General features: G+C 72.7%; 13 protein-coding genes and 2 pseudogenes. 8 read left to right on the top strand and 7 right to left on the bottom strand.

Annotated features, from left to right (window positions below; translation table 11 throughout):
* Positions 1-4: 4 nt before the first annotated feature.
* A pseudogene (locus AB0I51_RS28415) lies at positions 5-1,072 on the top strand (lysylphosphatidylglycerol synthase transmembrane domain-containing protein); the annotation flags it as partial.
* Between the two features lie 146 nt (positions 1,073-1,218).
* Here the strand turns inward: AB0I51_RS28415 and AB0I51_RS28420 are convergent.
* Positions 1,219-1,974, bottom strand: coding sequence for a creatininase family protein (locus tag AB0I51_RS28420; protein ID WP_362979845.1), 756 nt, complete (start codon positions 1,972-1,974; stop codon positions 1,219-1,221).
* A 38-nt stretch (positions 1,975-2,012) separates the two neighbouring features.
* Here AB0I51_RS28420 and ribA point away from each other — a divergent pair, with 38 nt between their 5' ends.
* Genes ribA through AB0I51_RS28445 form a run of 5 tightly spaced genes read left to right on the top strand, consistent with a single transcriptional unit; the run spans position 2,013 to position 6,493 of the window.
* The gene (ribA, locus tag AB0I51_RS28425; protein ID WP_362979847.1) at positions 2,013-2,675 is read left to right on the top strand and encodes a GTP cyclohydrolase II; all 663 of its coding nucleotides are present in this window, start codon (positions 2,013-2,015) and stop codon (positions 2,673-2,675) included.
* Between the two features lie 33 nt (positions 2,676-2,708).
* On the top strand, positions 2,709-3,140 hold the full coding sequence (locus AB0I51_RS28430) for a hypothetical protein (protein WP_362979849.1): 432 nt from the start codon (positions 2,709-2,711) through the stop codon (positions 3,138-3,140).
* Positions 3,137-4,282 (top strand): FAD-binding oxidoreductase, encoded by a 1,146-nt coding sequence (locus AB0I51_RS28435; protein ID WP_362979851.1) that lies wholly within the window; start codon positions 3,137-3,139, stop codon positions 4,280-4,282. Before AB0I51_RS28430 ends, AB0I51_RS28435 begins: the two co-directional genes overlap by 4 nt.
* Positions 4,279-5,346, top strand: coding sequence for a saccharopine dehydrogenase (locus tag AB0I51_RS28440; protein WP_362979853.1), 1,068 nt, complete (start codon positions 4,279-4,281; stop codon positions 5,344-5,346). The genes AB0I51_RS28435 and AB0I51_RS28440 overlap by 4 nt, the downstream gene beginning before the upstream one ends.
* Entirely contained in the window at positions 5,339-6,493 is a 1,155-nt protein-coding gene (locus AB0I51_RS28445) for a saccharopine dehydrogenase family protein (protein WP_362979855.1), read from the top strand. The genes AB0I51_RS28440 and AB0I51_RS28445 overlap by 8 nt, the downstream gene beginning before the upstream one ends.
* A 15-nt stretch (positions 6,494-6,508) precedes the next feature.
* Here AB0I51_RS28445 and AB0I51_RS28450 read toward each other — a convergent pair whose 3' ends face one another.
* From AB0I51_RS28450 to AB0I51_RS28460, 3 genes are all read right to left on the bottom strand, one after another.
* On the bottom strand, positions 6,509-7,738 hold the full coding sequence (locus AB0I51_RS28450) for a serine hydrolase domain-containing protein (RefSeq protein WP_362979857.1): 1,230 nt from the start codon (positions 7,736-7,738) through the stop codon (positions 6,509-6,511).
* Positions 7,739-7,803: 65 nt separating this feature from the next.
* Entirely contained in the window at positions 7,804-9,162 is a 1,359-nt protein-coding gene (locus AB0I51_RS28455; RefSeq protein WP_362979859.1) for an MFS transporter, read from the bottom strand.
* Positions 9,159-9,743: a TetR/AcrR family transcriptional regulator gene (locus AB0I51_RS28460; RefSeq protein ID WP_362979861.1), complete on the bottom strand. Its 585-nt coding sequence runs from the start codon at positions 9,741-9,743 to the stop codon at positions 9,159-9,161. Before AB0I51_RS28460 ends, AB0I51_RS28455 begins: the two co-directional genes overlap by 4 nt.
* Before the next feature lie 74 nt (positions 9,744-9,817).
* On the opposite strand from AB0I51_RS28460, the gene AB0I51_RS28465 reads away from it, so the two are divergent.
* Together AB0I51_RS28465 and AB0I51_RS28470 are read left to right on the top strand one after the other, a co-directional pair.
* On the top strand, positions 9,818-10,273 hold the full coding sequence (locus AB0I51_RS28465) for a PPOX class F420-dependent oxidoreductase (protein ID WP_362979863.1): 456 nt from the start codon (positions 9,818-9,820) through the stop codon (positions 10,271-10,273).
* A gap of 78 nt (positions 10,274-10,351) precedes the next feature.
* Entirely contained in the window at positions 10,352-10,696 is a 345-nt protein-coding gene (locus AB0I51_RS28470; RefSeq protein WP_362979865.1) for a hypothetical protein, read from the top strand.
* Between the two features lie 289 nt (positions 10,697-10,985).
* Here AB0I51_RS28470 and AB0I51_RS28475 read toward each other — a convergent pair whose 3' ends face one another.
* From AB0I51_RS28475 to AB0I51_RS28485, 3 genes and pseudogenes are all read right to left on the bottom strand, one after another.
* Positions 10,986-12,449 (bottom strand): membrane-associated oxidoreductase, encoded by a 1,464-nt coding sequence (locus AB0I51_RS28475; protein WP_362979867.1) that lies wholly within the window; start codon positions 12,447-12,449, stop codon positions 10,986-10,988.
* Positions 12,450-12,546: 97 nt separating this feature from the next.
* The gene (locus AB0I51_RS28480; protein ID WP_362979869.1) at positions 12,547-13,134 is read right to left on the bottom strand and encodes a histidine phosphatase family protein; all 588 of its coding nucleotides are present in this window, start codon (positions 13,132-13,134) and stop codon (positions 12,547-12,549) included.
* A 7-nt stretch (positions 13,135-13,141) separates the two neighbouring features.
* Positions 13,142-13,243, bottom strand: a pseudogene (locus tag AB0I51_RS28485) (6-phosphogluconate dehydrogenase); the annotation flags it as partial.

Below are 13,243 nucleotides of genomic sequence, written 5' to 3' on the forward strand. Positions count from 1 at the left end.
GACGATGAGGACGGTCGCACCGCGCCCGGGCACCACGAGGCGCCGGGTGCGCGTCGAGCGGCCCGCGCCGGTCGCACTCGAACTGCGCGACCGGGCAACCGTCGAGGAGGTGCGCAGGCGGCCCGCGCACACCCCGCCGCTGCACAGCTCGGCCGTCTCCGGCGACCGTATCGGAGTGATCGTCGCCGCACCGCGACCCGGCACCGAGCGCACCCGGGGTGCCCGCCGCGTCCTGCGCGCGATCCTGACCCGGGTGAACTCCCGCGCCGTACGCGCCCACTTCGGCTCGGTCGCCGGCATCGCCATCCTCGGCGTCCTCCTGTGGCGCCTGGGCACCGGCGTCTTCGTGGACGGCCTGAGCCGCATCGACGTACCGACCCTGCTCATCGGGCTCGGCATCGGCGTCGTCACCACGGTGTTCAGCGCCTGGCGCTGGGCTCTTGTCGCGCGCGGGCTGCGCATCAGGCTGCCGCTCGGCCCGGCCGTCGCCGACTACTACCGCGCCCTGTTCCTCAACGCGGCCCTGCCCGGCGGCATCCTCGGCGACGTGCACCGCGCGGTACGGCACGGACAGAGCGCCGGTGACATGGGCCGCGCCGTCCGCGCCGTGGTCCTCGAACGCGTCGCGGGCCAGATCGCGCTGGCCGTGGTCGGGGTGGGGGTCCTGCTGGGCCTTGACTCCCCGGTGATGGCCGACGCCCGCAGCCTCGCCCCGCTCGTCCTGCTCGCCGCCGTCGGCGCGCTCGCGGTCGTGGCCGCCGTCCGCATGAACCGTCCGCCCACCGCCTCCCGCCGGGGCCGCGCCCTGCGCAGCACCCTCGACGAGATGCGCGCCGGACTCTTCTCCCGCGCCAACTGGCCCGGCGTCGCCCTCTCCTCGCTGGTCATCCTGGCCGGCCACCTCGCGATGTTCGTCGTCGCCGCGCACGCCGCCGGATCCGCCGCCACCGTCGGCCAGTTGCTGCCGATCGCGGTCCTCGCGCTGGTCGCCATGGGCCTCCCGCTGAACGTCGGCGGCTGGGGCCCCCGCGAGGGCGTGACCGCCTGGGCGTTCGGGGCCGCGGGCCTCGGCGCGAGCAGCGGACTGTCCGTCGCCGTCATCTACGGCGTGCTCAGCTTCGCCGCCGCGCTGCCCGGCCTGTTCGTCCTGGTCGCCCGCTGGTACACCGGACTGCGCACCGCCGGGCCCGGCACCGCCGTACCGGACCCGGCACCCGCTCAGGAGTCCGCGGTCAGCATCGAGAAATACGCGCCGAAGGAATCGGCCAGGCTCGCCAGCAGGACCTTCCCCTTTTCCGCCGAGCCGAGGGACGGGCGCCCGATGACGCCCGACTCGGTATAGCCGGCCATACCGAGCGTCAGGAGATGGCGACGGTCGTCGGCGACGAAATCGGAGGTCTCATAACCGGGACGGATCAATTCGGGATGAGCGTGCAGAAGAATGGAGGTCTCGATTTCCCCCGCGTGCATATCGGTGAGCAGCGAGGTCAGCACCCCGGCCCGCTCCCGCGCCGCCTCCCAGTCCTCGGCGGCAGGGAACAGCGCCATCCGCTCACCGCGCGCGGAGGACTCCTGAACGACGTTGCCCAGTACGTAGTTTCCGCCGTGTCCGTTGACCACCACCAGGGCCTTGACCCCCGAGCGGCGGAGCGAGTCCGCGATGTCCCGCACCACCGCATGAAGGGTCACGGAAGAGATGCTGACGGTCCCCGGCCAGGCCGCGTGCTCCTGCGAGCAGGCGATCGTCACCGGCGGAAGCAGGTGCACCGGGTACGCCGCGGCGATCTCCCGGGCCACGGCACAGGCGACGAGGGTGTCGGTCGCCAGGGGAAGATACGGGCCGTGCTGCTCGAAACTGCCGACCGGAAGGACCGCCACCTGTGCCGAGACACCTGCCCCCCTAGCCCGTACGTCCTCCGTGGTGTCCGCCGGCACCAGTCCGTATGCCGCCGTCCGTGAGCCCGAACCATTCATTGTTTCACGGCCTTTCGTCTCTGCTTAGGAACCAGATCATGACAGATAACATTGGCGTACTCGGCAAGCAGAAGTCCGCGCAGCCCAGGGGCGCGGAACGCGTCGTGAATGCTCCGTTGCCCACCGTGTACGGCAAATTCCAGGCGATCGGTTACCTGGACCACGACCGCGGTGACGAGCAAGTGGCCCTGGTCTACGGCGACATCGGCACGGACGACGTACTCACCCGGCTGCACTCGGAGTGCCTGACGGGCGACGCCTTCGGCTCGCAGCACTGCGAGTGCGGCGACCAGCTGGACGCGGCGATGCGGGCCGTGGTCGCCGAAGGCCGGGGCATAGTCGTCTACTTGAGGGGTCACGAGGGCCGCGGCATAGGCCTGCTCGCCAAGCTGCGCGCGATGGCGCTGCAGGCGGAGGGCCTCGACACCGTCGAGGCGAACCTCGCCCTCGGTCTGCCGGTCGACGCCCGCGACTACGGCGTGGCCGCCGAGATCCTGCACGACCTCGGGGTGACGAGCGTCCGCCTGCTCTCCAACAACCCGCGCAAACGCGAGGCGTTGCTGGAACACGGCATCAAGGTCACCGAAGAGGTACCGCTGTTGATCCCGCCCTGCGAGAACAACATCACCTACCTGCGCACCAAGCGGGAGCGTCTCGACCACCACCTGCCCCATCTGGACGCGGTGGCGCACTGGTCCTGATTCCGGGGAGCGGAGTCCGGACAGGAAGAGGGAATGACCGACGACGTCCTCTTCCTCTCCGGCGACCCCGACCGCCGCACCGCCCTTCCCCGTCGGGACGATGGTCACCGCACGGCAGGCCGTCACCGGCGCGTCCCCGTCGTCCCCCGCACGGTCGCCGGTGCGGGCGGCTTCCCGCCCATCCGCCGCGAGCTCGGTCCGGGGGCCGTACGACGCTCGGCGGCCGTCGTGGGGACGGCCCGGAGACCGCGGCCGGACCCACCGGGCCGGCCGTGGACGCCCTGCGTGACTGACGGGGCGCCCGGCCCCGACGACCCGATCCCGCTCGGCGCCGTGTTCACCGGCCGTAGCAGCGCCCGCACAAGCCCGGACGGCATCGTCCACCAACACGGCGCCGGACCCGGTATCCAGGACGCTGTCGCGGCCCGGGCCGTCACCGGCGCGGCACAGAAGGAGCGCCCGTGAAGCGTCAGGCCGAGGTTGTCGTCATCGGTGGCGGGGTCATCGGTACCAGCATCGCCCACCACCTGGCCCGGGCCGGCGTCAGAGACGTGGTCCTGGTCGAACGGGACGAACTCGCCGCCGGGTCCACCTCGAAGGCGGCCGGCGGGGTACGGGCGCAGTTCTCCGACGTGCTCAACGTGCAGCTGGGCGCCCGCAGCCTGGAGGCCTTCGGCCGCTTCGAGGAGGACACCGGGTACGACATCGGGTTACATCGCGTCGGCTATCTGTTCCTGCTGTCGACAGCCGAACAGGTCGCCTCCTTCGAGGCGGGCGTCCGGCTGCAGAACTCCCTCGGCGTGCCCAGCCGCCTGATCGACCCGGCCGAGGCCGGCCGTCTCTCCCCGCTGATCGACACCGAGGGCCTGCTCGCCGCCGCCTACTCGCCCGACGACGGCCACTGCACCCCCGAGGCCGTCGTCCACGGCTACGCGTCCGCCGCCCGCGCGCACGGTGCGACGATCCTGCGCCACACCGACGTCACGGGCATCGAGACCTGCGGCGACACCATCTCCGCCGTGCTCACGACCCTCGGCCGCATCGACACCGACACGGTGATCTGCGCGGCCGGCGCCTGGTCGAAGGCCATCGGCGCGATGGTGGGCGTGGACCTCCCCGTACAGCCGCTGCGCCGCCAGATCGCCGTCACGGAACCCGTCCCCGGGCTGCCGTCCACGCTCCCCATGACGATCGACTTCACGACGAGCCTCTACTTCCACACCGAGGGCCCCGGTCTCCTCGTCGGCATGTCGGATCCCGACGAGCGTCCCGGCTTCGCCACCGACACCCACGACCGCTGGATCCCGCGCCTCGCCGAGGCCATGCGGCGGCGCGCCCCCGGCCTCCTCGACCTGCGCCGCACCGGCGGCTGGGCGGGCCTGTACGAGAACACGCCGGACCACAACGCCCTGATCGGCGAGGCGAGTTCGCTCTCCCGCTTCCTGTACGCGACGGGTTTCTCCGGCCACGGTTTCCTCCAGGCTCCGGCGGTCGGCGAGGTGATCCGCGACCTGTACCTCGGCCGCGTACCCTTCGTGGACGTCAGCCCCCTGAGCGCCGGCCGGTTCGCGGCCGACGCCCCGCGCCCGGAGGACAACCTGGTATGACCGAGCTGCATCTGTGGCTGCGCCACGAGACCCGCACGACCGAACGCCGCACGCCGGTCGTCCCCGCCGACGCCCGCCGGCTCGTGGAGAGCGGGGTGACCCTCACGGTCGAGGAGTCCCCGCAGCGGATCTTCCCCGTCGAGGAGTACGAGGCGGCCAGCGCGAAGCCCGCACCCGCGGGCTCCTGGGGGTCGGCACCGAAGGACGCGGTGATCCTCGGCCTGAAGGAACTCCCGGACGATCCAACGGAGTTGACGCACCGTCACGTCTTCTTCGGGCACGCCTACAAGGGCCAGCCGGGCGCGAGGGACCTGTTGCGCCGCTTCGGTGCCGGGGGCGGCGCGCTGCTCGACCTCGAATACCTGGTGGACGACACCGGCCGCCGCCTCGCCGCGTTCGGCTTCTGGGCCGGCTACCTGGGCGCGGCCCTGGCCGTCCTGCAGCACCGGGGCCGGCTGGTCGCACCCCTCACGCCCACCTCGAAGGAGGAACTGGGCGAGACGCTCCAACCGGCGGCCGAGGACACGGAGTTCAGTGCGCTGGTGATCGGCGCGCTGGGCCGCAGCGGCCGGGGAGCACGGGCCGCGTTCGGCACCGCCGGGATCGGGCCGACGAGTTGGGACCTGGCGGAGACCCAGAACCTGGACCGCCCGGCCCTGTTGGCCCACGACGTCCTGGTCAACTGCGTCCTGGCGACCACCCCCGTCCCGCCCTTCCTCCGCGCTCAGGACCTCGACGACCCGAGCCGCCGCCTGCGCACCGTCTCCGACGTCACCTGCGACGTCGGCTCGCCCCTCAACGTCCTGCCGGTCTACGACCGCACGACCGAATGGGACGCCCCGGTACGGCAGTTGCACGAACGGCCCCCGCTCGACCTCATCGCCATCGACAACCTGCCGTCCCTCCTGCCCAGGGAGTCCAGCACCGACTTCTCGGCCGACCTGCTGCCCCAGCTCCTGGACTTCGCCACCGGCGGGGCGTGGGGGCGCTGCCTCGACCTGTTCCGCACGAAGGCCCGGGAACTCGGAATCGCCGTGGCGGAAGGGGAGTCGGGCCATGTCTGACGTGGTTCGCGCGAGCGGCACCGTGCACTGGATCGGCGCCGGGCTGTCCACGGGCAGCGGGCTCGCCCTGCTGTGCGACACGGCCGGGCGGGTACGGCTGTGGCACCGTACCGAGGACCGGGCGGCGCAGGCCCTCGACCGGTTGGGGCTGACGGGACGCGCGCAGCCGCGCGCGTTCGACCTCGCCGCGCTCTCCTCCGAACTGGCCCCCGGAGACGTCGTCGTCTCCATGCTGCCCGCGCCCGAACACGCGGCCCTGCTGGCCGCCTGTGTCCGGCGGCAGGCCCACTTCGCCTGCTCCAGCTATGTGTCGGACGCCGTCCTCGAACAGGTACCGGCGGCGGGGAGGGCGGGCATCGTCGTCCTCACCGAGGCCGGACTCGACCCCGGCATCGACCACCTCTTCGCCCACAGCCTCGTCGCCCGCGCACGGGAGGCGATCGGCGCGGACACGGCGGCCTCCTACAGCCTCACCTCGTACTGCGGCGGGGTCCCCGCGGTGCCCAACGACTTCCGGTACCGCTTCAGTTGGGCGCCCGCCGGGGTCCTGGGCGCGCTGCGGTCACCGGCGCGCCATCTGGAGGACGGAGCGGAGACCGTCGTCGGCCGGCCCTGGGAGGTGACCCGGACGCACGTCGTCGACGGCGAGACCTTCGAGGTCTATCCCAACCGGGACAGCGTGCCCTTCATCGAGCAGTACGGGCTGCCCACGGCCTGGCAGCCGCGCACCTTCGTGCGGGGCACGCTGCGCCTGGAGGGCTGGCTGCGGGCCTGGGAGCCGGTGTTCGAGGAGCTGAAGGCGGGCGACGACACCCGGATCGCCGCGCTGGCAGGGGAGTTGGCGGCCACCTATCCCACCACGGACGCCGACCACGACCGGGTCGTCCTCGCCGTGTCGCTGGACGTCCGCGGCGACACGGGTCTTTCCTGGTCCGGCAGTTACCTCCTCGACCTGGTGGGCGACGAGGAGGAGAGCGCGATGGCCCGCTGTGTCTCGCGCCCCCTGTCCCTCGCCGTCCGGCACATCCTCGCCGACGACCTGCCGTCCGGCCTGAACCGGGCGGCCGAGACGGCACCGCGGTCCCGGGAGTGGCTGAGCGAACTGGCGGGGGAGGGGCTGGAGTTCACCCTGCGGGTGGACCGCTGAGCGGGCGGTCGCGGCTCAGTCCGTGACCGCCTCGTGCAGCAGCTGCTTCAGCTCGGGCATGATCTTCAGGGAGGACTTCGGCCGCAGCTGGGTCATGAACTGCACGGTCAGGTCCCGGCTCGGGTCCACCCAGAACGTCGTCGTCGCGACCCCGCTCCATCCGAACGTGCCCAGCCCCGCCGGGGCCTGGGTGCGCTCGGGGTCGACGACCACGGAGACACTGAGGCCGAAGCCGATGCCGTCGTTGCCCGGCTCCTGGTGGGAGGGGCTGCCGAAGGCACGCATGTCGGCGCCGCCGGGAAGGTGGTTGCTGGCCATCAGGTCGACGGTCTCGGGGGCCAGCAGCCGGACGCCGTCGAGTTCGCCCCGGCGCCGCAGGAACTCAGCGAACCGGTGCACGTCGTACGGGCTCGCCGCCATCCCGCCGCTGCCCGACAGGAACCGCGGCCGGCCGCCCCGCAGCGGCAGCCCGAGGATCGGCTCGATCCCGCCGCCCTCGGCGTCGCCGTACAGCTCGGCCAGCCGGTCGGCCTTCTCGTCCGGGACCTGGAAGCCGGCGTCCGGCATGCCGAGCGGACGGAAGATCCGCTCGGCGAAGAACTCGTCGAGCCGCTGCCCGGACACCACCTCCACGACCCGGCCCAGCACGTTCGAGGAGACGGAGTAGTTCCACTGCGTGCCCGGCTCGAACTGGAGCGGCAGGCTCGCGTACACGTCGATCGTCTCGGCCAGGTTGGCGCCGGCCGGCACGGACGACTCCAGGCCCGCCTCCCGGTAGAGGGCGTCGACGGGGTGCGCGTGGTAGAAGGCGAAGGTCAGACCCGAGGTGTGGGTCATCAGATGCCGGATCAGCACCGGCTGCTCCACCGGCCGGGTCTTCAGGCCGGCGCCGGAACCGCTGTCGTAGACCCGCATGTCGGCGAAGGCCGGGAGGTGGTCGGCGACCGGGTCGTCCAGGGAGAGCCTGCCCTCCTCCATCAGGAGCAGCGCGGCGACCGCGGTGACGGGTTTGGTCATGGAGTAGATCCGGTACAGCGTGTCCGGCGTGACGGGCAGTCCGGCCGCCACGTCGCGGTGCCCGTGGGCGGTGAGGTGGGCGACGCGGCCGCCGCGGGCCACGGACACCAGGAAGCCCGGCAGGCGCTCCACGTCGACGTAGTGGGCGAAGTGCTGGTCCAGGCGGTCCAGTGCCTTGTGATCCAGTCCGACCTCGTCCGGGTCGACCTCTTGTCGCAGCTGTGCCATGGCTCTCCTCCGAATTGCGTTCACGAGGTGGGGTCCCGCATACCCGGCCCCGGACACCTCGGAACTCATCGTCGCGCAGGAACACCTGCGCGGTCTCCTGTAACGCCGTGATGTGTGAGCGACGCGACTGTCCGGCCGGGCAGTACGAGACACGCGAGAGCACCGGTCAGGGCCACTGCGGCGAGGACGGAGAGGGCCGCCGTGGAGCCGTCCGCGGCCATCAGCGCGCTTCCCGCGGCGACGCCCGGCGTCGGACCCACGTTCACCGCGGTCTGCTTGAGTCCGCCCGCCGCCCCGGCGGACTCCACCGCGGCCGCCCGCACCACCACCTGCGTGGCCGCCACCATCACGGTCCCGAACCCGGCCCCGAGCAGGGCGAATCCCCCGCACACGACGACCGTGCCCGAGGCCCGCGACAGCACGAGAACGGCCAGCGCCACGACCACCATCGCCGCTCCGGCCGTACGGCGGGCCCCGACCCGGCGCAGCAGCGCCGGGCACACGGGTGCGGACAGGACCATCGCGACGGCCAACGGCAGCCCGCGCAGGGCGCTTTGGAAGGGACTGAGTCCCATCGTGTCCTGGAGGACATAGGTGACGACGAACAGTGTCCCGGAGAACGCGGCCGAGGCCGCCAGCAGCATGCCGAGCGCGCCACGGATCGCCGCCGACCGGGCGACGTCCGGCGGCAGCAGCGGATGCTCCGTACGACGCTCATGGCGTACGAAGGCGAAGCCGGCGAGCAGGGACACCACCAGCCCGGCGGCCGAACCGCGCGGATCCGCCAGCGCCTGGACGAGCGCGGCGAGGGACAGCGCGAGCAGCAGGGCTCCGGGCAGATCGAACCGCACGCCGTGCGACTCCCGCCGCCCGGACTCCCGCGCGGTGAGGGCGAGCACGCCGAACGCCAGCGAGGGCACGACATGGAGGAAGAACACGGCCCGCCAGCCCACCGCGCTCACCAACGCCCCTCCCACCAGAGGTCCGGCCGCCGCGGCCACCCCGATCACACTCGTCCGTACGGCGATCGGCACGGCAAGGCGGTCGGGCGGGAACGCGGCCCGCAGCATGCCGAGCGTGGCCGGCTGGAGCAGCGCCCCGAACACCCCCTGCACGACCCGGAGTCCGATCACCCAGCCGACACCGGGCGCCAGCCCGACCCCGGCCGAGGCGACCCCGAAACCGAGCATGCCCAGCCCGAACACCCGCTGATGTCCGTACCGGTCCCCGATCCGCCCGGCCGACACCAACAGGCTCGCCACGGCCACCAGATACGCGGTGCCCGTCCACTGGACCTGCGCCGGCGACGCCCCCAACTCCCTCTGCAGCGTGGGCTGTACGACGGTGAGCACGGTCCCGTCCAGGGCGACGATCGCGGCCCCCGCCGCACTGCTCGCCAGCACCAGCCGTCCACGCGCCGTCACCGGGCGGCCTCCGGACCGAGATGCGCGTCGAGGACGGACCGCAGCAGGGGTACGAAGTCGTCGGCGCCGGTGGCGAGTTGGAGGCTGCCCCAGCGCCAGAGCTGGGCGAGACCGTGCAGGTTCGCCCACAACGCGCCCGCGGCCGTGCGGGCGTCCACATCGGGACGGGCCGGCCCGACCAGGTCCACCAGCACGGCGAACAACGGCAGGCTGGTCCCCCTCAGCCCCAAGTGCCCGCTCTCCAACAGATCGTGACGGAACATCAACTCGTACATGCCGGGGTTGTCGAGCGCGAACTCCAGGTAGGTGCGGCCCAGCGCCGTCAACTGCGCGCGCGGGCTCGCCGTACCGTCCCCGATCGCCACCGTCGCCCGCTCGCCCAGCGCGGCGAAACCGCGCCGCGCGATCGCGGACAGCAGCTCCAGATGGGTGGGGAAGTACCGGCGCGGCGCCCCGTGCGAGACACCGGCCCGCCGGGCGATCTCCCGCAGGGTGAGGGCCTGCGCCCCCTCGCCCGCCAGCAGCTCCACACCGGCGTCGACGAGCCGGTCCCGCAGTCCCGCTGCTTCCGAGTCACTCATGGACACTGTCTACCAGTCGGCCGTAGACAGTGTCTACGGGGAATGGCGGACGTGCGGTCCCCGTTGTCGCAGGTATGACTCAGGACACGACGCAGGACGACGCCCCGCTCCTTCAGCTGCTGTCCGACGGCCACGGCGGGGTGCTGGTCACCCTCAAGGGCGACGGCCGGCCCCAGCTGTCGAACGTCAGCCACGCCTACTGCCCCGACGAGCGCACCATCCGCGTCTCGATCACCGACGACCGCGCCAAGACCCGCAACCTGCGCCGCGACCCGCGCGCCTCGTACCACGTGACCAGCGCCGACCGGTGGGCGTACACGGTCGCCGAGGGCACGGCCGACCTCACCCCGGTGGCGGCGGACCCGCACGACGAGACCGTCGAGGAGCTGATCCGGCTCTACCGTGACGTCCTCGGCGAGCATCCCGACTGGGACGAGTACCGGGCGGCCATGGTGCGGGACCGGCGGCTCGTGCTGCGGCTGCGGGTGGAGCGGGTGTACGGGATCCCGAAGGGCGCCGACCAGGGGTGACCGATCGTCACCTCCTGTCCCCGGCCCCGAGGTTGATCCGCAGCACGGAGGCGTGCGGACGACGGGGGAGTGCGCGAGGTGATCGATCCGGTGTCCATGGGCGCCGTCGCCGCGGTGTTCGGAGCCGTCGGCTCCGGGATGGCGGGCGAGGCCGGCGAACGGGCCTGGGAATCGGCCGGCGGACCGGTCAGCCGCCCGGCGGGGCGCGAGGTGCCCGCACCGGCCACCTCCGACGAACTCGACGCGCTCGCCCGCATGATCCACGACCGCGTCCACGACGGCCCCGAACTCGCCCCGATCCGGACCCGGTTCGCGCGCGGCGTGCGCACCCCGGGCCGGCTCACGGGACCGGCGCCGTCGCCGACCGGCACCGTTGTCCACTCGGCCCCCGCCACGCCCCTCGACCACCTTTCGCGCATGTGATCGGACAACGGTGGTCAGCCCCGGGCCCGCGTGTGCCGGCCGCCCCTGAAATCGGCCGGTACACGCGGAGACCCTCCGGGCGGCGCAGGGCCGCGATGCCTTGTCGGCGCCCCGCGCGCGCAGGTTCACGAAGGCCGGTCGCCGGCCTCGTCACCGTCCTACCCCGGTTGGCGCCGCGCCACGTGCCCGCCGGGGGACGGATGTTCCGCGTGGCCGACAGCGCTGTTCATTTCTGCTTGCTCGGGCCGATGTTCTTGCGCGAAACGCCAGCTGTCAACGGCTCGGCACCTCACTGGCGGCTGACGGTCCGGGTCACACCGGTGACGACCGTCGTGGCCAGGATCCAGCCGGTGACGATGAGGGCGTAGCTCAGGTACTGGTACCAGCCGGTCGGCGCGAACGCCTCCTCCTGGCCGAAGGAGATCACCGGCAGCAGCAGGTCGAGGGTGTAGAACACCGAGTTGAAGTGTGGGGCCTCGGACGACTTGAGGGCGTGGGGCTGGTGCAGGCCGTAGGCGATGGAGCCGATGGCCAGCAGCGACAGCAGCCAGGCGCAGGCGCGCAGCGGGCGGAAGCCGTAGCCGACGGTGGCGTCCTGGACGTAGCCCCAGATCCGGCCGTAGCGCGGGAGGGTGCCGCGCAGGCGGCGCTGCTTGGCGAGCTGGACACGGCGGGCGGCGTAGTCGTCGCCGGTGCGGCGGTAGGCTCCGGCCAACTGCTCGTAGGCGTGCGGGACATAGCCGTCGCCGTCCTGCTCCAGCATGGTCAGGCGGCGCTCGGCGGGCTCGTGGGGGATGAGCGAGGTGTAGACGAGGCTGGTGAGATACACCTGGCCCGGCACCACCTGCGGCTCCAGCAGCAGCACGTCGATCTGGGCACTGCGCAGCACGACACCGCCCTCGATGGGCGGGCTCTCCCGCAGCCAGAGTTCCCCGATGGTGGCGCTGCTCGCCAGCAGCACGGAGCTGCCGGGGTTCGACAGGGTGCTGTACGACAGGTCCAGCCGGCCCGCGATCCGGGCGCCGCGCAGCCCGACCCAGCCCTCCACCTGGGCGTGCCGGAACAGGATGTTGCCCGCGACGACGAGCACCTCGGCGTCGATGGCGGAGTGTCCGGGGTGGGAGAGGTGCGCGGTGTTGAGGTTGACCGACCCGGCGACACTCGCGCCGCTGAGCCGGATCTGCCCCTGGGTGCGCAGCCCGGCCGCCCGGAGATCGTCGCCGACGGAGGCCTGGTTGAGCTGGAGGACCGGTTCCTCGGCGTCCGGGGCGATGATCTCCGAGCCCTCCATGAACAGACTCCCGGCGACCTTGACCTCCGCGAGCCGCACCACACCGCGGAACCGGGCCCGGGTCAGCCGCAGCACGCCGTCGACCCGCATCGCGTGCGCGGTCAGCCCGGGCAGGAAGGAGTCGCCGAGGTTGAGTTCACGCAGCCGGGCCGCGTAGCAGCGGGGCACCTCCTCGAAGTGGCAGTAGCGCAGCCGCACGGGGTGGTCGATCGTCGCGTACTGCAGGTCGAGCCTGCCGGTGATCCGGGCGCCCGCCAGGCTGAGGGACGCTATCTCCCCCGCTTCCTGCGGCCCGTTGAGCAGCAGCGCCCGCAACACCGAGGCGCGCACGGTCCGTTCGGGCCCCCAGTCGCCGCCGAGGGCGATGTCCTCGTCCTCCGCCGTACGGAAGTCCACGGACTCGCCCAACGGGAAGGCCCGCCACACCTGTTCCTCGGCCGGTGTCAGATCGTTGATCTCCATCAAAGGGGACTCTAGCCCGGCGGAAGTCGCGGGCACAGAGGACGACCGCGGCCCGGGCCGCGCGCCAACGCGCGGTCCGGGCCGGGGAGTTGTGCCGTTACGGCCGGGCGTTCCACTCCGCGACGACGGGGCGGTCGTGCTCGGTGGAGAGGCGGCTGACGGTGCCGGTCGCCAGCTGGAACAGCCGGCCGTCCGCCGCCGGCAGGCCCAGCCGGCGCGCTGTGAGGACACGCAGGAAGTGGGCGTGCGCCACCAGGACCACGTCACCGTCGGCGAGCGCGGAGTCCACCCGTTTCAGCACCCGGTCGGCGCGTGCGCCGATCTCGTCCGGGGACTCGCCCGGGTGTCCGGCGGGGCCCGGCGGCACGCCGTCGGTCCACAGGTACCAGTCGGGGCGGGCGCGGTGGATGTCGACGGTCGTGACGCCCTCGTAGCCGCCGTAGTCCCACTCGTGCAGGTCGGGGTCGGGTGCGGCCCCGGTGATGCCCGCGAGTTCGGCGGTGCGTATCGCGCGGTCCAGCGGACTTGTCAGGGCGAGTGCGAAGGTCCGGCCGGCCAGGAGCGGGGCGAGGGACTTGGCCTCTTCCTCGCCGTGCCGGGTGAGGGGCAGGTCGGTCCAGCTGGTGTGCCGGCCCGACACGCTCCACTCCGTCTCGCCGTGGCGGACCAGCAGAAGATCCCCCACGGCGGGCCTACTTGGTCTCGACGGCGTGGCCGCCGAACTGGTTGCGCAGGGCGGCGACCATCTTCATCTGCGGTGAGTCCTCCTGGCGGGAGGCGAACCGGGCGAAGAG

This window comes from Streptomyces sp. NPDC050549 (genome assembly GCF_040655035.1).
Classification (GTDB): domain Bacteria; phylum Actinomycetota; class Actinomycetes; order Streptomycetales; family Streptomycetaceae; genus Streptomyces.